Source organism: Staphylococcus caledonicus (assembly GCF_016238465.1).
GTDB classification, from domain to species: Bacteria; Bacillota; Bacilli; order Staphylococcales; family Staphylococcaceae; genus Staphylococcus; species Staphylococcus caledonicus.
Map to the genome: position 1 here is coordinate 74,914 of NZ_JABTXV010000003.1, position 18,099 is coordinate 93,012.

At 34.4% G+C, this 18,099-nt stretch carries 18 protein-coding genes; 8 read left to right on the top strand and 10 right to left on the bottom strand.

The annotated features are described in order from the left end of the window. Window positions 1-38: 38 nt before the first annotated feature. The 3 genes from HS848_RS10095 (at window position 39) to HS848_RS10105 (ending at window position 2,924) form a co-directional block, all read left to right on the top strand. Window positions 39-797: an ABC transporter ATP-binding protein gene (locus HS848_RS10095; protein ID WP_198612227.1), complete on the top strand. Its 759-nt coding sequence runs from the start codon at window positions 39-41 to the stop codon at window positions 795-797. Next, on the top strand, window positions 787-2,670 hold the full coding sequence (locus tag HS848_RS10100) for an ABC transporter permease (RefSeq protein WP_198612228.1): 1,884 nt from the start codon (window positions 787-789) through the stop codon (window positions 2,668-2,670). The genes HS848_RS10095 and HS848_RS10100 overlap by 11 nt, the downstream gene beginning before the upstream one ends. Window positions 2,671-2,732: 62 nt before the next feature. Next, on the top strand, window positions 2,733-2,924 hold the full coding sequence (locus tag HS848_RS10105; RefSeq protein WP_107507674.1) for a VraH family peptide resistance protein: 192 nt from the start codon (window positions 2,733-2,735) through the stop codon (window positions 2,922-2,924). A 79-nt stretch (window positions 2,925-3,003) separates the two neighbouring features. Here HS848_RS10105 and HS848_RS10110 read toward each other — a convergent pair whose 3' ends face one another. The 10 genes from HS848_RS10110 to rpmH all read right to left on the bottom strand — a co-directional run bounded on the left by HS848_RS10110 (window position 3,004) and on the right by rpmH (window position 10,893). Next, on the bottom strand, window positions 3,004-3,432 hold the full coding sequence (locus HS848_RS10110) for a hypothetical protein (protein WP_198612229.1): 429 nt from the start codon (window positions 3,430-3,432) through the stop codon (window positions 3,004-3,006). A 220-nt stretch (window positions 3,433-3,652) separates the two neighbouring features. After that, on the bottom strand, window positions 3,653-4,195 hold the full coding sequence (locus HS848_RS10115; protein ID WP_107507672.1) for a TetR/AcrR family transcriptional regulator: 543 nt from the start codon (window positions 4,193-4,195) through the stop codon (window positions 3,653-3,655). Next, complete coding sequence (locus tag HS848_RS10120; protein ID WP_103166491.1) at window positions 4,158-4,556, bottom strand: DUF3147 family protein; 399 nt, start codon at window positions 4,554-4,556, stop codon at window positions 4,158-4,160. Before HS848_RS10120 ends, HS848_RS10115 begins: the two co-directional genes overlap by 38 nt. A gap of 18 nt (window positions 4,557-4,574) precedes the next feature. Beyond that, window positions 4,575-4,937 carry a DUF3147 family protein gene (locus HS848_RS10125; protein WP_107507670.1) on the bottom strand — a complete coding sequence of 121 codons (363 nt, stop codon included), beginning with the start codon at window positions 4,935-4,937 and terminating at the stop codon, window positions 4,575-4,577. 191 nt (window positions 4,938-5,128) lie between these two features. After that, entirely contained in the window at window positions 5,129-5,968 is an 840-nt protein-coding gene (noc, locus tag HS848_RS10130; RefSeq protein WP_107507669.1) for a nucleoid occlusion protein, read from the bottom strand. Between the two features lie 45 nt (window positions 5,969-6,013). Next, window positions 6,014-6,736 (bottom strand): 16S rRNA (guanine(527)-N(7))-methyltransferase RsmG, encoded by a 723-nt coding sequence (gene rsmG, locus HS848_RS10135; RefSeq protein ID WP_198612230.1) that lies wholly within the window; start codon window positions 6,734-6,736, stop codon window positions 6,014-6,016. Further along, complete coding sequence (gene mnmG / locus HS848_RS10140; protein WP_198612231.1) at window positions 6,736-8,613, bottom strand: tRNA uridine-5-carboxymethylaminomethyl(34) synthesis enzyme MnmG; 1,878 nt, start codon at window positions 8,611-8,613, stop codon at window positions 6,736-6,738. Before mnmG ends, rsmG begins: the two co-directional genes overlap by 1 nt. A gap of 110 nt (window positions 8,614-8,723) precedes the next feature. After that, window positions 8,724-10,103 carry a tRNA uridine-5-carboxymethylaminomethyl(34) synthesis GTPase MnmE gene (mnmE, locus tag HS848_RS10145; protein WP_198612232.1) on the bottom strand — a complete coding sequence of 460 codons (1,380 nt, stop codon included), beginning with the start codon at window positions 10,101-10,103 and terminating at the stop codon, window positions 8,724-8,726. Between the two features lie 147 nt (window positions 10,104-10,250). After that, the gene (rnpA, locus tag HS848_RS10150) at window positions 10,251-10,601 is read right to left on the bottom strand and encodes a ribonuclease P protein component (RefSeq protein WP_198612233.1); all 351 of its coding nucleotides are present in this window, start codon (window positions 10,599-10,601) and stop codon (window positions 10,251-10,253) included. 154 nt (window positions 10,602-10,755) lie between these two features. Beyond that, window positions 10,756-10,893, bottom strand: coding sequence for a 50S ribosomal protein L34 (gene rpmH / locus HS848_RS10155; RefSeq protein ID WP_000240855.1), 138 nt, complete (start codon window positions 10,891-10,893; stop codon window positions 10,756-10,758). 690 nt (window positions 10,894-11,583) lie between these two features. On the opposite strand from rpmH, the gene dnaA reads away from it, so the two are divergent. From dnaA to gyrB, 5 genes are all read left to right on the top strand, one after another. Further along, on the top strand, window positions 11,584-12,939 hold the full coding sequence (gene dnaA / locus HS848_RS10160) for a chromosomal replication initiator protein DnaA (protein WP_198612234.1): 1,356 nt from the start codon (window positions 11,584-11,586) through the stop codon (window positions 12,937-12,939). Window positions 12,940-13,247: 308 nt separating this feature from the next. Further along, window positions 13,248-14,381, top strand: a complete 1,134-nt coding sequence (dnaN, locus tag HS848_RS10165; protein WP_198612235.1) for a DNA polymerase III subunit beta — start codon at window positions 13,248-13,250, stop codon at window positions 14,379-14,381. A 393-nt stretch (window positions 14,382-14,774) separates the two neighbouring features. Then, window positions 14,775-15,017: a S4 domain-containing protein YaaA gene (gene yaaA, locus HS848_RS10170; RefSeq protein ID WP_174694333.1), complete on the top strand. Its 243-nt coding sequence runs from the start codon at window positions 14,775-14,777 to the stop codon at window positions 15,015-15,017. Then, complete coding sequence (gene recF / locus HS848_RS10175; protein ID WP_107507662.1) at window positions 15,014-16,129, top strand: DNA replication/repair protein RecF; 1,116 nt, start codon at window positions 15,014-15,016, stop codon at window positions 16,127-16,129. Before yaaA ends, recF begins: the two co-directional genes overlap by 4 nt. Before the next feature lie 9 nt (window positions 16,130-16,138). Next, window positions 16,139-18,076, top strand: coding sequence for a DNA topoisomerase (ATP-hydrolyzing) subunit B (gyrB, locus tag HS848_RS10180; RefSeq protein WP_198612236.1), 1,938 nt, complete (start codon window positions 16,139-16,141; stop codon window positions 18,074-18,076). Window positions 18,077-18,099: the final 23 nt, after the last annotated feature.

An 18,099-nucleotide genomic window follows, 5' to 3' on the forward strand; every position in this document is an offset into this window, starting at 1 on the left:
ATAACATCTATCAAATAACTTAAGGAGTGTTAATCAATATGCCAATCTTAAATGTAAATCATCTATCTAAAGTATACGGAAATAAACAAAAATATAAAGCCTTACACGATATCAATTTTTCAGTGAAAAAAGGAGAATTTGTCGCAATTATGGGACCTTCTGGGTCAGGTAAGACTACCCTCCTTAATGTGATTAGTTCAATTGATAGTATTTCTGGTGGGACTGTGGAAGTGAGCGATAACGTTATAAATCAACTATCTGAGAAGAAGCTCGCCCGCTTCCGTAAAAAAGAACTTGGTTTTATCTTTCAAGATTACAGCGTTTTACCGACGCTAACTGTTAAAGAAAATATTATGTTGCCGTTATCAGTGCAAAAAGTCAATAAAGATACGATGGAACGTAACTATAAAGAAGTAACCAAAGCCCTTGGTATTTACGACTTAAGCGATAAATACCCTAGTGAAATTTCAGGTGGGCAACAGCAACGTACAGCCGCTGCCCGAGCGTTCGTACACAAACCGTCAATTATCTTTGCGGATGAACCTACCGGCGCATTAGATTCGAAAAGTGCGCAAGATTTATTAAATCGTCTGGAAGAAATGAACAAGAAATTTAATAGCACCATTATTATGGTCACGCATGATCCTTCAGCGGCAAGTTTCTCGGAACGTGTCATAATGTTGAAAGATGGCAATATTTATTCAGAACTTCATCAACAACATAAATCGAAACGTGAATTTTATGATGAAATTATTCAATTACAGTCGGCTTTAGGTGGTGTCGCAAATGACATTTAATCAGATTACACTTAAAAATTTAAAAAGTAATTTTAAAAATTATGCACTCTACTTATTCTCATTAATTTTGAGTATCGTTTTATATTTTAGCTTTGTAACGTTGCAGTATACTCATAGTTTAAATAATGGCGAGTCACCAATAATCATTCGACAAGGTGCTAAAGTGGGTGCTGTATTTCTATTTATTACGATTATCATTTTCTTAATGTATGCGAATCACTTATTTATAAAACGTAGAACGCGTGAGTTTGCGTTATTTCAACTTATCGGGTTAACGCGTGGCAATATTTTAAGAATGTTGGCCATCGAACAACTGACATTTTTTATAGTCACTGGCATTATCGGTATTCTAGTTGGTATTGTAGGCTCGGAAATTTTACTTAATATATTAGTGAAGATGATGCATCTCTCAATACACGTGTCAATTGGATTTGAGTTGCCTGCATTGTTCCAAACCATCTTCATGTTGGTCCTAGCGTTTATGTTGATAATGTTTCAGAACTTCCTTTTCCTAAAAAGAAGAACAATCTTATCAATGATGAAGGATAATGCGAAATCTGAGGCGACGAGAGCGAGAATTACGCCTGTGGAGTTGATTGCAGGGGTTTCGGGCGTTGTGATGATTGTGTTAGGTTATTATATTTCTACTGAGATGTTTGGCAAGTTTGAGTGGTTAACAATGATTCTGATATCGCCGTTTCTTATTCTATTTTTAACGGTGGTGGGTGCGTATTTATTCTTTAGAAGTTCGGTATCTATCATTTTTAAATCTCTAAAAAAGTCTAAACATGGGCGGGTTTCTATTACAGATGTGGTATTTACGTCATCAATTATGCATCGTATGAAGAAAAATGCGATGTCGTTAACGGTCATTGCGGTAATTTCTGCAGTAACTGTGACGATTCTATGTTTTGGCGCTATTAGTAAGTCGAATACTGATTTTTCATTACAAGCGTCAACGCCTCAGGATATTAACTTTACTAAGGAAAAGTCGGCACAAAAGTATGAAAAATTATTAGATCAACATCATATTAATTATGATTTAACGACCTATGAAAATTCAAATACAGCGATTAAGAAAAATGAAGTATTAAAAGCTAAAACAGGTAAAACAATGCAGTCGGCTGGTATGACAATTATGGCTGATAAAAATGTGACAGGTAATCATGCGACACTTACTAATCTGCAAGGTCCTCTAAGTGGGATAGTTGATATTCACCTTCATAAAGATATTACGCTTCAAGGCAGCCAGGAAAAGACGTTCCATGTGGATAAGAAAAATGCTAATGAAGTGATTCCAATGACCGTTTCTATGGGCGGTCCCGTGCTTAAAATCAGTCCTGAAAATTATAATGCTTTAAAATCACAAGATCAGTTAACACATCATTATGGATTCAATATTAAAGATCATGGAAAACTAAACAAAGCAGAAACATTAGCTAAAAAAGTAAGTCCTGGTGTGGAATTGAAACGTAATATGAAGCAAACGCTTGACCAAAGTAACGGCATTCTAATGTTTGTAACATCATTCTTAGGCTTGGCATTCTTAATCGCAGCTGGTTGTATCATTTATATTAAACAAATGGACGAAACTGAGGATGAAATTAACAATTATCGTATTTTAAGACGTCTCGGTTTTATGCATACGGATATGATGCCAGGTTTAGCTTTAAAGATTCTTTTCAACTTTGGATTGCCGTTAGTCGTTGCATTATTACATGCGTTATTTGCAGCGATGGCCTTTATGAAATTACTAGGCGCGTTTTCTTCAACGCCGATTATTATCGTGATGGTGTTATATTCACTCGTCTATCTCATCTTCGCCATCATTTCATTTGTTCATGCAAATCGTATTATTAGACATTCAATTTAAGCAGATAACGAATTTAATTTTTGAAAATATAAACAATATAACAAACGTGAGGATGGTTCTAAATGAATATTAAAGAATTAATTAAAACGTCTTATGAGGATTTATTAAGCTTGAAAGTAAACTGGTTCAATGGATTAATGTTAGTCTTAATCGTCTTTATCTTAAGCAGTATCGTGACTCCATTTATTGGGGTGCCCGTAGGCTTACTTGGCGGCGGTTATGCATTAAAACGCTATGAAGAAAAAGATAAATAACGAAATAACGCGGAACCTTAAATTGTAATAGGGTTCCGCTTTCTTATCCAAAGAACTTCCTAAAGCAAGATTATTCCACTTATTTAGTATGGCTTGAATGACTCATATGACTTGTATGGCTCGAGTGGCTTGTATGACTTGAATGGTTTATGGAATTTGAATGTCTTGAATGGTTTATGGAATTTGAATGTCTTGCATGATTGATATTATTTGAAGACGAGTGTTGTTTGTTTTGTGCTTTTTGTGTTTTATTGACTTTATAAACCTTGATTATCTTACGTATTTTGTATATTTTGAGTATTTTGCCTGGTTTTTTGTTAGTGACACCATTTTTTGGCTTTATATTGTGATTATTAAGGTTATTTTTTATAATTTTATTCTGTTTGACTGGTGTTTTTACTTTATGTTCTTCTTTATTTTTAGTTGTCGTATGCCCATCTTTAGGACCACAACCACTTAATAATAACGACATTACTATACCTGGTATAAGTAAATATTTTAATTTCATATCTCTCACCCTATCAATTAATCGATTAAACTTTTGCCTAGCTTAATTATTATTATTCTTTAAAATTTTTATAAAATCAATAGCGTTAATATATTTTTATAAATTTAATATGAAATAATTATATTATCTTAAATACACTTGCCCAATTACTCTGTACAAAGACTTACGCATATTAAAAGACCTAAGATGAGCTTTCGCCCCCTTAGGTCTTTATAACAATTTATCTTACTTTATATGCTTCTAGTATGATTTTTAATAAACGCTCTATATATGCTTTATTTAACGCTTGTGGTTTGATAAGTATATTGAAATAGATTGGAGAAAATACTAAATCTATAAATAAATCTTGTTCATTCTCCTCAATATACTGATTAATAATCGATTTTAACGTCTGTCGATGATATATAAAATACTTATCCATAAATAGTGATTTTGCTTCCGTTTGTTGATTACTAATTAAAATTTCGATGACTGCTCTACCTAAATTAGTTTGATATACTTCCATCACTTTAGTTAAATAAGTCAACAACGCTTGATATAAACTATTATCCTCAGAAACTTTAATCTGCGTTTGTTCAGTAAACATATCGACAATGATTGAAGATTTATCTTTCCATCTTCGATAAATAGTAGCTTTTGACACGCCAGTATTTTCAGAGATTTGGTCAATCGTAATCTCTCTAAAATGTGTCGTTTCTAATAATTTGCCGAGTTCATTGAATATTTTATGATTGATTGTTGGATCTTTCGGTCTTCCAGCCATGTTTTCCCCTTCTTAAATGCGAAATCAGTTCGACCATTTCGAAAATGATCACTGCACTTACAAACCATACTATAAAGCCAACGACAATACTTAACAACCATTGGTTTGTATAGTATAGCATCCCCCACGTAGCTAAAATACTAAATAACACTCCGGTCATACCAAACACTGCGCCTCTACTGACGTGTTTAGCAATGACATTACCGTGTTGCATACCTGTTATAAATAATGATACTAAAAACACTGCAGGTAACGTCGCAAATACGCCACCCAATTCTTTCCAAGGTAAAACTACCGAAATAATATAACTTAGTGTAACTGCTAACCCACCCACAAGAAATTTAATTAACGCTAATTTCATTGAAAATGCCTCCAAATATTAATAAATGTGTCTGACTGCAAAAATAGCAATTGAAATAACTAACCAACAAACTAAGGCAAAGATTGTCCCTTGTTTATAATCTCGTTTACTAATATAAATTGATGTTAAAAAAACTGTGATGATACAAGATATTATTCCAATAATTGCGCCTGCACTAAGATGAATAGACATTTGGACGAGTTGGTTTCCACGATGATCTATAGCTAAAGCGATAATTGCTGCAAGGTAGACTGCCGGCAGTGTCGCAATAATACCTCCCATTTTACCGCCTACTTTTTCAGACATAATCGAAGCAAATGCTACTGCAAAACCTCCCATAACGAAATGAAGAATAGCACTTGAGATTGATATTCCGAACACTTACAAAACCTTCTTCACTAATTATTAAACGATACGTTTCGTTTAGTAATATTGTAAGCCCAAACCTTTATATTGTAAACAACTAATGAAATATTAATAATTTTCAAATTTCTTTATAAACTTTTATTGTCATAAAAAAAGATTCAAATTAAAAGCGTGACACTCTTAACTTGAATCTTATCTAAAATCATTTACTTTTTATAAATTTTTATCTTAATTTCATAATAATCATCATGATCTTTATCATTATGTTCTACATGTATACCTGAATCTTCAATTGCTTGAATACTCTTACCTACTTCATCTCTCGCTTGAGTTATATCTTTCGAGAATTGGAAGGTTTGAGCTTTTACTTTTTCAGGTCCTGTTTTTTGTTTAACACGTGCTTCAGTTTGTTTTACATTTAACTTCTGGCTAATCACTTGCTCAATAAGTTCTTCTTGATCTTCATGTTCAAGAGACAACACGGCACGTGCGTGACGTTCAGTAACCTTGCCTTCTCTTAAACGCGTAATAACCTTAGGTGCTAACTTAAGTAAACGTAATTTATTCGCAATAAAACTTTGGCTTTTACCAAGGCTTTTAGCGAGCTCACTTTGTGTCGTTTCTCCAATTTCAAGTAACTTTTTATAAGCTTCCGCTTCTTCAACAGCCGATAAGTTCTCACGTTGAATGTTTTCAATCAATGCGACTACCGCAGTTTGTTCATCATCCATATGGCGAATAATGACATCTGCCTGTGCTTTATGCAGTGATTGAAGCGCTCTAAATCGACGCTCCCCAGCGATAATTTCATACATATTTTCTTCAATCGGACGAACCACGATAGGTTGTAATAAACCATGTTCTTCAATAGATTCTGCTAGTTCATTAATCTTACTTGAATCAAATACCTGTCTTGGTTGATAACGGTTTGGAACGATACGCTCTATTTGAATGGATTCAACACTTGAATTGCGATCTTCTTCAATGTATCCAACGATGTCATCTTTATTCTTTAATCCAAATAATTTTGAAAAAGGTTTTTTCATTATCCATTCACTCCTCTTAAAATTAATTTTAACATGTCATTGCTATTAATTTTCTATTAAAGGAGATTTGTTAGGCGTACCGGGCTTTCTAGGATACTTTTTAGAGGTTTGGCGACGTTTATCGATAATAATCATTTGTCTTTCGCCAGCATCTTCAGGTAAATCGAATGTATAAGAATCGCTAAAGACGCCACCTAATATACCAATCCCAAATTGCGCTTCATTTAATTCTTCTTCTCCTTTTGAAGACTTCAATGCGATGAAATGGCCTCCTTTTCTAACTAAAGGAAGACATAATTCACTTAATACCGTTAATCGCGCTACGGCACGTGCAGTCACTACATCGTAAGTTTCTCTGTATGGGCCTTTACCAAACGTTTCGGCACGGTCGTGGATGAAACTCACTTGCGTTAATCCAAGTTCAGCTGCTAAATGATTAAGAAACTGAATACGTTTGTTTAGAGAATCTACAATCGTTACTTTTAATTCTGGAAAAACGATTTTCAACGGAATACTTGGAAATCCAGCACCTGCGCCTATATCGCAGAGTGTTAATGGTTGGTCAAAATCATAATAAAAGCTTGGTGCGATTGAATCATAGAAATGTTTGAGATAAACTTCATGTTCTTCTGTAATACTTGTTAAATTCATTTTTTCATTCCATTCAACAAGCAACTTATAATAAGTTTGGAATTGTTCTTTTTGTTTATCTGTTAATTCAATTCCATGTTCACTTAATTTCTCAGCTAGCCATTCTGCTCCATTCATTATCTTTCCACCCTTTGTAATTTACCTTGTTCTAAATATACAAGTAAGATTGAAATATCTGCTGGATTTACACCGGAAATACGTGAAGCTTGTGCAATGTTTAGCGGTTTAACTTCGGCTAATTTTTCACGTGCTTCAGTTGCTAAGCTATCCACTTTGCTGTAATCCAAGTCTTCTGGAATTTTCTTCTCTTCCATACGTTTCACTTTTTCAACTTGTTGCAATGATTTATTGATATAACCTTCGTATTTCGTTTGAATTTCGACTTGTTCTTCAACCGCTTCTGGTAAATGATGGTCTTCTTCTAATATTTCTAAAATTGTATCATATGTCATTTCAGGACGACGTAATAAATCAATCGCTAAGATACCATCTTTTAATCGTGAACCACCATTTGCTTCAATAACAGATTGTGTATGGTCATTCGGTTTAATACGTGTATCCGTTAAACGTTGAATTTCGTCTTGAATTTGTTGACGTTTTTCATTAAAACGCGCATAACGTTCTTCGCTAATCATGCCTAATTCATAACCAAGATCAGTTAAACGTAAATCGGCATTATCGTGACGTAATAATAGTCTATATTCGGCACGAGATGTTAGAAGACGATAAGGTTCATTTGTACCTTTAGTTACTAAGTCATCAATTAACACACCGATATACGCATCTGAACGGCTTAAGATTTTTTCGCCTGTGCCTAATACTTTACCTGCTGCATTGATACCAGCCATAATACCTTGACCAGCCGCTTCTTCATATCCTGACGTACCATTAATTTGACCAGCAGTATATAAATTCTTAATCGCTTTAGTTTCTAGCGTTGGCCATAATTGCGTTGGCACAATCGCATCATATTCAATGGCATAACCTGCACGCATCATGTCCGCCTTTTCAAGACCAGGAATCGTTTCCAACATTTGACGTTGCACGTGCTCAGGCAAGCTTGTAGATAAACCTTGAACGTACACTTCATTAGTATGACGACCTTCTGGCTCTAGGAAAAGTTGGTGTCTAGGCTTATCGTTGAAACGCACGAATTTATCTTCAATTGATGGACAATAACGTGGCCCTGTACCTTTAATCATTCCTGAATACATCGCAGAAAGATGTAAGTTATCATCAATTACTTGGTGCGTTTTATCGTTAGTATATGTTAACCAACAAGGAAGTTGATCTAAAATATACTCAGTTGTTTCGAAACTAAATGCACGACCTACATCATCGCCAGGTTGAATTTCTGTTTTAGAGTAGTCAATCGTTTTCGCGTTGACACGTGGTGGCGTACCTGTTTTGAAACGTACAACCTCGAAACCAAGTTCTCTTAAATTATCAGCTAATGTGATAGATGGGAGTTGGTGGTTTGGACCACTTGAGTATTTCATATTACCTAAAATAATTTCGCCACGTAAAAATGTACCAGTCGTAATAACAACTGCTTGTGAACGGTATTCCGTACCAATATTTGTACGTACACCTTTAACTTCATTATCTTCTATAATTAATTCATCTACCATACCTTGCATGATATCTAAATTCTCTTCATCTTCAATAACACGTTTCATTTCTTGTTGATAAAGGACTTTATCTGCTTGTGCACGTAACGCACGTACTGCAGGGCCTTTACCTGTGTTCAACATACGCATTTGAATATGCGTTTTATCAATCGCTTTCGCCATTTGGCCACCTAAAGCATCAATTTCACGTACTACAATCCCTTTAGCCGGGCCACCTACTGATGGATTACATGGCATAAATGCGATATTGTCTAAATTAATCGTTAACATTAACGTTTTAGCGCCACGTCTAGCTGATGCTAAACCTGCTTCAATACCAGCATGCCCTGCTCCAATGACGATTACATCATATTCTTGAACCACCTTAGTTACCTCCTTCATGCTTTCCTAACTTTATAAATGACAATTAAGACTAACCGCCGTCTTAATTTTTAATATGCTTTACTGTTTTCTATATTTAACGTGTTTCTCGTCTATTTACCTAAGCAGAATTGACTAAATAGTTGATCGATGAGTTCATCACTAGCTGATTCGCCAATGATTTCACCTAGAAGTTCCCATGTGCGTGTTAAATCGATTTGGATCATGTCCATTGGAATTCCAGACTCAGCTGCATCAATCGCATCTTGAATAGCATTTCTAGCTTGTTTTAATAATGAAATATGTCTTGAATTAGAAACATACGTCATATCTTGGTTCTGCACATCGCCACCAAAGAATAAATCTCTAATTTGAAGTTCTAATTGATCAATACCAGATTGCGTCAACATAGACGTTTGAATTAAAGGCATGTCGCCAATCATTTCTTTTACTTCATCGATATCTAATTTTTGTTCTAAATCGGTTTTATTCACGATAACAATTGCATCTTCATTTTTAATGACTTTGTATAACGTACGATCTTCTTGTGTTAACGGTTCATTGTTATTTAGTACAAATAAGATTAAGTCTGCTTCACTTAATGCTTTACGTGAGCGTTCGACACCAATCTTTTCGACGATATCTTCTGTGTCACGAATACCTGCCGTATCGACAAGTCGTAATGGCACGCCACGCACATTGACATATTCTTCTAATACGTCACGTGTCGTTCCGGCAACTTCAGTAACAATCGCTTTATTATCTTGAATAAGGTTATTAAGCATAGATGATTTACCAACATTTGGTTTACCAACGATAACAGTTGAAAGACCTTCTCGCATAATTTTACCTTGTGTACCCGTTTCTAATAGAAGATTAATTTCATTCTTAATCTTTTTAGACTGTTCGAGTAAAAATTCTGTCGTCGCATCTTCAACATCATCGTATTCAGGATAATCAATGTTTACTTCTACTTGGGCGAGAATTTCTAGAATCGATTGTCTTTGACGTTTGATTAAATCGCTTAAACGTCCTTCGATTTGATTCATTGCCACTTTTGAAGCACGATCAGTTTTAGAACGGATAAAGTCCATAACCGCTTCAGCTTGAGATAAATCGATACGTCCATTTAAGAAAGCACGTTTAGTATATTCACCTGGCTCGGCTACTCTCGCCCCGTGTGTCATTGTAAGTTCTAAAATACGATTAATTGTTAGAATACCGCCATGGCAGTTAATTTCAATAATATCTTCACGTGTGAATGTTCTTGGCGCACGTAAGACTGAAATCATTACTTCTTCGACTACTTCGTTCGTTTCCGGATCTATAATATGGCCATAGTTAATGGTATGAGAGTCTACATCTTCTAATTTTTTCTTTCCTTTATATAGCTTGTCTCCAATTTCTATTGCTTGTGGTCCAGATAAACGGACTATACCAATTGCACCTTCACCCATTGGCGTTGAAATACTCGTTATAGTATCAAAATCCATGATTACCCTCGCCTCCTTATTCAAGTAAATTTTCATTATAATATTGTAATTTTTTTCTTTTAAAATTGCGAATATCTTGATTTAAAATAGCGTAGGTAAGACTCCGGTTTGTCTGATGTAAGACTGACGTATGTCTTAAAATCTTATTTATTTAATCTTTTTATTAAATACCTTCGCAATTTTTAACACATGTTCTAAGCTGCCCTGAATTTCAAGCGTTGTCATATTTTTTGCAGGATGCCTAGCGATAACAACAATATCTCGTGCGATAATATCTTGTTTATGCACTTTAAAATTCTCTCTAATCGCACGTTTAATTTTATTTCTCGTCACTGCGTTACCTAACTTTTTAGAAACACTAATTCCTAAGCGAAAATGTTCATTATTACTATTGTAGGTATAAACTACAAATTGTCTATTAGCTACTGATTTCCCCTTTTTATAAATGGTTTGGAAATCACTATTCTTTTTAATACGGTATGCCTTCTCCACGCTCACATCACTCGCTTATATTATTCTCTACATTTATTTATCTATTTAAATTATCTATGGGGGTAGAACGGAATTCTAAGTTCTATATTAATTATTTTCTATTATCTAGCCTTTAATCGTCATTCAAACGAAAAAAAAGACCACTGAGAAGTCAGTGATCTTATGCTGATAAAACTTTACGGCCTTTACGACGACGACGCGCTAAAACTTTACGGCCATTTTTAGTGCTCATGCGTTTTCTGAAACCATGAACTTTACTATGTTTACGTTTATTTGGTTGATAAGTACGTTTTACCATGCAAAACACCTCCATCTACATATTTATCCAGATCATTAGCAATTCTAATGAACCTGATTATTTTAATAGATAAATTATACTTTCTGATATCAGAATTCTTGATTTAATTAAATTTTATCTAGTCATAATTCAAGCAACTACTACAATATAACAAATTACCATTTATAAAGCAAGCAGCTTTTCAATTGAACGCATGATTTTATTTAAAAAGTAAACAAAGCTCTTTTTAATATTTATACATTTTCACTTTCTTGTTATAACGACGTTTTATTCATTTCTGATACATAGTTTATAAATTATTTCCCAGAGCTGTTATAGTACATTTTTAAATTTTCAAGAATTTACGGAAAAATTATCCACTTATTCACATATAAGATCTGAAATACTGTGGATAATCATTGCAATGTTCACAACATTATACCTGATTTAACAACATATTCACACCCATTTGACATCTATCTCGGTTAAAAAGTATAATTATGTGGATAAGTCGTCTAACTCGTTATTTTTATAGGATTTATTTATTGATTTTGTATGTATCGATAGTGTGAATAAATCATAGCATAAATAAAGTTATCCACCGAATGTTATTAACTTGTGGATAATTATTAACATGCTGTGATTATTTTTATCCACTGGGTCAAAATTCTGTGTATAAGTCTTAAATTTATAGAAAGATGGAGTTTATATATGTCAGAACAAGAAATTTGGAAAAAAGTATTAGAAGTTGCTGAATCAGAAATTTCACGAACTACTTTTAATACGTTTTTAAAAGATACAGAGCTTAAAGAAATTCGTAACAATATAGCATATATCTTTGTAATCCATGAATTTTACGCTGATTGGCTAAATTCTAATTATAAAGAAGTCATACAAACAATCATGAAAGATATTATCGGTTATGAAGTTGATCCCACATTCTTAACGGCAGAGCAATTAGCTGAATTAGATGAAACAAGTCGTAAACCTAATAATGCCAACAAACCACAGCCACATATCATCGAAGATCACCACGAAGGCACTGATCAATTCAACACACATAATACATTCGATACTTTCGTTATTGGACCTGGCAACCGCTTCCCACATGCAGCAAGTCTAGCTGTCGCTGAAGCGCCGGCTCAAGCTTACAATCCATTATTTATTTATGGTGGCGTTGGTTTAGGTAAGACGCATCTAATGCATGCAATTGGTCACCACGTGTTAAGCAATCAACCTAATGCCAAAGTGCTATATACATCAAGTGAGAAATTCACTAATGATTTCATTAAGTCTATTCGTAACAATGAACCTGAAGCATTTAGAGAGAAGTATAGAAATATTGATGTCCTATTAATTGATGACATTCAATTTATTCAAAATAAAGAACAAACTCAAGAAGAATTCTTCCATACATTCAATGAACTACATCAAAATAAGAAACAAATCGTTATTTCAAGTGATCGTCCACCAAAAGAAATTTCCAAACTAGAAGATCGTTTACGCTCACGCTTTGAATGGGGCTTAATCGTTGACATCACGCCACCTGACTATGAAACACGTATGGCAATTTTGCAAAAGAAAATCGAAGAAGAGAATCTAGAAATTCCTGCAGAAGCGCTTAATTATATTGCGAATCAAATCCAATCAAACATTCGTGAATTAGAAGGTGCCTTAACGCGTCTACTCGCTTATTCAAAACTTCAAGGCAGACCTATTACAACTGAGTTAGCAGCGGAAGCACTTAAAGATATTATTCAAGTTCCTAAATCTAAAAAAATTACCATTCAAGATATTCAAAAAGTGGTTGGACATTACTATAACGTGCGTATTGAAGACTTTAGTGCTAAGAAGCGTACTAAATCAATTGCTTATCCACGTCAAATAGCAATGTATTTATCTAGAGAGCTTACTGATTTCTCACTTCCTAAGATTGGTGAAGAATTCGGAGGTCGCGACCATACTACGGTTATTCATGCTCATGAAAAAATCGCAAATGATATTAAAGCAGACAGTATCTTTAAACAGGAAGTAGAAGATTTAGAGAAAGAAATAAGTAATCAATAGTTAAAATGCTTATAAATTGATTAACTGTTGTATAACAGATTACATCTTATTAAAGTGGGAAATAAAAATAGTGGAAAATTGAGCTTAATTTTAGACTCAAAAGAAGTTAAGTCGTCAAAATCATATTTAACGTAATTGTGGATAATGTTTAAAAGTAATACACAGCATCAACAGTTTATCCACATGTGTATAACTTTGCCATATCTGGATTTTTTCGACATATCCACTAATCCACAGGACCTACTACTATTACTATGAAATTAAAACCTATATAATTATATATAAACGACTGGAAGGAGTTTAAATTAATGATGGAATTTACAATTAGAAGAGATTATTTTATCAATCAATTAAACGATACATTAAAAGCCATCTCACCAAGAACAACTTTACCAATTTTAACAGGCATCAAAATTGATGCTAAAGATAATGAAGTGATTCTTACTGGTTCAGATTCTGAAATCTCAATTGAGATCACAATCCCTAAACAAATCGATGGAGAAGATATTGTTACTATTGCTGAAACAGGTTCAGTAGTACTTCCTGGTCGTTTCTTTGTAGATATTATTAAAAAATTACCAGGTAAAGATGTGAAATTATCAACGAATGAACAGTTCCAAACACTAATTACATCAGGTCATTCTGAATTTAACTTAAGTGGATTAGATCCAGATCAATATCCATTACTACCTCAAGTATCACGTGATGACGCAATTCAATTATCAGTAAAAGTATTAAAAAATATCATTGCGCAAACAAATTTTGCAGTGTCCACCTCAGAAACACGCCCAGTATTAACTGGTGTCAACTGGCTTATACAAGATAATGAATTAATATGCACTGCGACCGATTCACACCGCTTGGCTGTAAGAAAATTAAAATTAGAAGATGACTCTGAAAATAAAAATGTCATTATTCCAGGTAAAGCATTATCTGAATTAAATAAAATTATGAGTGACAATGACGAAGAGATTGATATCTTCTTCGCTTCAAACCAAGTGCTATTCAAAGTTGGTAATGTAAACTTTATCTCACGCTTATTAGAAGGACATTATCCAGATACAACTCGTTTATTCCCAGAGAATTATGAAATTAAATTAGGAATAAATAATGGCGAATTCTACCATGCGATTGATCGTGCATCATTACTTGCACGTGAAGGTGGTAATAACGTGATTAAATTAAGTACTGGTAACGATATCGTGGAATTATCTTCAACATCTCCTGAAATTGGTACTGTAAAAGAAGAAGTTACAGCAACTGATGTTGAAGGTGGCAACTTGAAGATTTCATTCAACTCTCGCTACATGATGGATGCCTTGAAAGCCATTGATAACGATGAAGTCGAAGTTGAATTCTTCGGTACAATGAAACCATTTATTTTAAAACCTAAAGATGACGATTCAGTCACACAATTAATTTTACCAATCAGAACATATTAGGAATAAAACAATATTTTCTGTTTAAGACCTTGGCATTTCAATTAAGACGATGTCATGGTCTTTTTTATTTCTACTTGAAAATCATTTACAAGCCCTCTCAGCCATTCAATAAGACGTAAATGTTAGTATTCTGTGGGTAAGTTACGTTTTAATAATTTATAAGCTAAAATACCCCTTAAAATTAAAAATTTAAGTTATCAACCACATGTGCTTTATAGCGACCTCATTTTCAAAACCTAAAAAGTAGCTTTAAATAGACTAAATAGCTTCTTCTTTCCTCCAAAAAGTGAAATATTGAAAATATATTATAAAGTAAGCGGTTTCGCATTCCATTTTAAATGAAATTTACTCCCAAAAAAGGTATAATATATTAATGACACATAAAGAAACGGAGTGATTATTTTGGTTCAAGAAGTTGTAGTTGATGGCGAAATCACGTTAGGTCAATTTCTAAAAACAGAAGGCATTATAGAATCAGGTGGGCAGGCGAAATGGTTCCTACAGGATTTTGAAGTCTTACTTAATGGTGAACGTGAAACACGCCGCGGTAAAAAACTAGCTGACCAAGATCGAATTGATTTCCCTGATATTCCTGAAATTGATTCTGTAATCATTATTCACCAAGGTGAACAATGAAGCTTAAGACACTCCAATTAGAGAATTATCGTAACTACGAGAATGTTACGTTAGATTGTCATCCTGAAGTAAATATTCTTATCGGTGAAAATGCCCAAGGGAAGACAAATTTACTTGAATCAATTTATACGCTAGCTTTAGCTAAAAGCCATCGTACGTCTAATGACAAGGAGCTTATACGATTTAATGCAGAGTATGCTAAAATAGAGGGTGAGCTAAGTTATAGACACGGTACGATGCCACTAACGATGTTTATAACTAAAAAAGGTAAACAAGTAAAAGTGAACCACTTAGAACAAAGTCGACTAACACAGTATGTTGGACATCTTAACGTGGTTCTTTTTGCGCCAGAAGATTTAAATATTGTTAAAGGTTCTCCTCAGATTAGAAGACGCTTCATTGACATGGAATTAGGTCAAATTTCTGCGGTTTATTTAAATGATTTAGCTCAATATCAACGTATACTTAAACAAAAGAATAATTATTTAAAGCAATTACAGTTTGGTCATAAAACAGATACGACAATGTTAGAAGTCTTAAACCAACAATTTGCGCAATATGCACTGAACGTGACGTTAAGACGTGAGCATTTTATTAAAGAGCTAGAGTCGTTAGCTAAGCCGATTCATGCAGGAATTACGAATGAGCGTGAAACGTTGTCACTGAAATATTTACCAAGCATTAAATTAAGTGATACGAATAAGGATAAGAGTGAGTTATTAGACGAGGTCATTACCTTGTTAAATGACAATATTCAACGTGAAATGGATAGAGGCGTATGTTTGTACGGGCCACATAGAGACGACTTAGGTTTTAACGTCAATGAGATGGATGCCCAAACATATGGTTCACAAGGGCAACAACGGACGACTGCACTATCTATTAAATTAGCAGAAATCGAATTAATGAATATTGAAGTAGGAGAATATCCAATCTTGCTGCTAGATGATGTACTTAGCGAGCTTGATGATTCTCGTCAGACGCATTTATTAAGTACGATTCAACATAAAGTACAAACGTTTGTAACGACGACTTCAGTAGACGGCATAGATCATGAAATTATGAATAATGCTAAGCTCTATCGAATTAATCAAGGTGAAATTATTAAGTAATAGAAAGTGATGGTGAATACATTGTCAGATGTAAACAACACGGATAATTATGGTGCTGGACAGATACAGGTATTAGAAGGCCTGGAAGCGGTACGTAAAAGACCTGGGATGTATATTGGGTCAACCTCAGAGAGAGGATTGCACCATTTAGTATGGGAAATTGTCGATAACAGTATTGATGAAGCCCTTGCCGGCTACGCTGATCAAATCGAAGTCATTATTGAAAAAGATAACTGGATTAAGGTAACTGACAATGGTCGTGGAATTCCTGTTGATATTCAGGAGAAAATGGGTCGTCCAGCAGTTGAGGTTATCTTAACAGTACTTCATGCCGGTGGTAAATTCGGCGGTGGCGGATATAAAGTTTCTGGTGGTCTACACGGTGTAGGTTCATCAGTAGTTAACGCCCTATCTGAAGATTTAGAGGTTTATGTCCACCGTAACGAAACGATTTATCATCAAGCATATAAAAGAGGTTTACCTCAATTTGATCTTAAAGAAGTAGGTAGCACAGATAAAACAGGTACAGTGATTCGTTTTAAAGCTGACAGTGAAATTTTCACAGAGACAACAGTTTATAACTATGAAACACTTCAAAAACGTATCAGAGAGCTAGCATTCTTAAATAAAGGTATTTCAATCACGTTAAGAGATGAACGTGAAGACGGTGAAGAACAACGTGAAGATACGTATCACTATGAAGGTGGTATTAAATCTTACGTTGAATTACTTAATGAGAATAAAGAGCCGATTCACGAAGACCCAATCTATATTCATCAAACTAAAGATGATGTAGAAATTGAAATTGCTATGCAATATAACGGCGGCTATGCGACAAACCTATTGTCTTATGCGAACAACATTCATACATATGAAGGCGGTACGCATGAAGATGGTTTCAAACGTGCATTAACACGTGTGTTAAACAGCTATGGCACTCAAAGTAAAATCATCAAAGACGAGAAAGATAGATTATCTGGTGAAGATACACGTGAAGGCTTAACAGCTGTTGTATCAATCAAACACGGTGACCCTCAATTCGAAGGACAAACTAAAACAAAACTAGGTAACTCTGAAGTCCGTCAAATCGTGGATAAACTGTTCGCAGAGTACTTCGAACGTTTCTTATATGAGAATCCTAGTGTAGCAAGAATCGTCGTGGAAAAAGGGATGATGGCCTCACGTGCGCGTGTAGCGGCTAAAAAAGCGCGTGAAGTAACACGTCGTAAATCAGCGTTAGAAATCTCAAGTTTACCTGGTAAGCTTGCAGACTGCTCTAGTAAAAACCCTGAAGAAAGTGAAATCTTTATCGTAGAGGGTGACTCTGCCGGGGGATCTACAAAAGAAGGCCGTGACTCTAGAACACAAGCCATTTTACCGTTAAGAGGTAAAATCTTAAATGTTGAAAAAGCACGTTTAGATCGTATTCTAAACAACAACGAGATTCGCCAAATGATTACTGCATTTGGTACTGGAATCGGTGGCGAATTCGACATTTCTAAAGCACGTTATCATAAAATCGTGATTATGACCGATGCCGATGTCGATGGTGCGCATATTAGAACATTGTTATTAACATTCTTCTATCGTTTCATGCGTCCACTTATCGAAGCGGGATATGTCTATATCGCTCAACCACCATTATTCAAGTTAACTCAAGGTAAACAAAAATATTACGTCTTTAACGACCGTGAATTAGATAAATTGAAATCAGAATTAAATCCGACACCTAAATGGCAAATTGCCCGTTATAAAGGTTTAGGAGAAATGAATGCCGACCAATTATGGGAAACTACAATGAACCCTGAAAATCGTATGATGTTACAAGTAAAACTTGAAGATGCGATAGATGCCGACCAAACATTTGAAATGTTAATGGGTGACGTCGTTGAAAACCGTAGACGCTTTATCGAAGACAATGCAGTCTATGCAAACTTAGATTTCTAAGAGATTACTTGTTAATCATTTAG

Excerpts from the sequence above, each read along its gene's own strand:
- HS848_RS10100 (WP_198612228.1), top strand. The coding sequence starts at position 787 with ATGACATTTAATCAGATTACACTTAAAAATTTAAAAAGTAATTTTAAA.
- dnaN (WP_198612235.1), top strand. The coding sequence starts at position 13,248 with ATGATGGAATTTACAATTAGAAGAGATTATTTTATCAATCAATTAAAC.
- recF (WP_107507662.1), top strand. The coding sequence starts at position 15,014 with ATGAAGCTTAAGACACTCCAATTAGAGAATTATCGTAACTACGAGAAT.
- noc (WP_107507669.1), bottom strand. The coding sequence starts at position 5,968 with ATGAAAAAACCTTTTTCAAAATTATTTGGATTAAAGAATAAAGATGAC.
- rsmG (WP_198612230.1), bottom strand. The coding sequence starts at position 6,736 with ATGAATGGAGCAGAATGGCTAGCTGAGAAATTAAGTGAACATGGAATT.
- HS848_RS10120 (WP_103166491.1), bottom strand. The coding sequence starts at position 4,556 with ATGAAATTAGCGTTAATTAAATTTCTTGTGGGTGGGTTAGCAGTTACA.
- HS848_RS10095 (WP_198612227.1), top strand. The coding sequence starts at position 39 with ATGCCAATCTTAAATGTAAATCATCTATCTAAAGTATACGGAAATAAA.
- rpmH (WP_000240855.1), bottom strand. The coding sequence starts at position 10,893 with ATGGTAAAACGTACTTATCAACCAAATAAACGTAAACATAGTAAAGTT.
- gyrB (WP_198612236.1), top strand. The coding sequence starts at position 16,139 with ATGGTGAATACATTGTCAGATGTAAACAACACGGATAATTATGGTGCT.
- dnaA (WP_198612234.1), top strand. The coding sequence starts at position 11,584 with ATGTCAGAACAAGAAATTTGGAAAAAAGTATTAGAAGTTGCTGAATCA.
- HS848_RS10105 (WP_107507674.1), top strand. The coding sequence starts at position 2,733 with ATGAATATTAAAGAATTAATTAAAACGTCTTATGAGGATTTATTAAGC.
- HS848_RS10110 (WP_198612229.1), bottom strand. The coding sequence starts at position 3,432 with ATGAAATTAAAATATTTACTTATACCAGGTATAGTAATGTCGTTATTA.
- mnmE (WP_198612232.1), bottom strand. The coding sequence starts at position 10,103 with ATGGATTTTGATACTATAACGAGTATTTCAACGCCAATGGGTGAAGGT.
- HS848_RS10115 (WP_107507672.1), bottom strand. The coding sequence starts at position 4,195 with ATGGCTGGAAGACCGAAAGATCCAACAATCAATCATAAAATATTCAAT.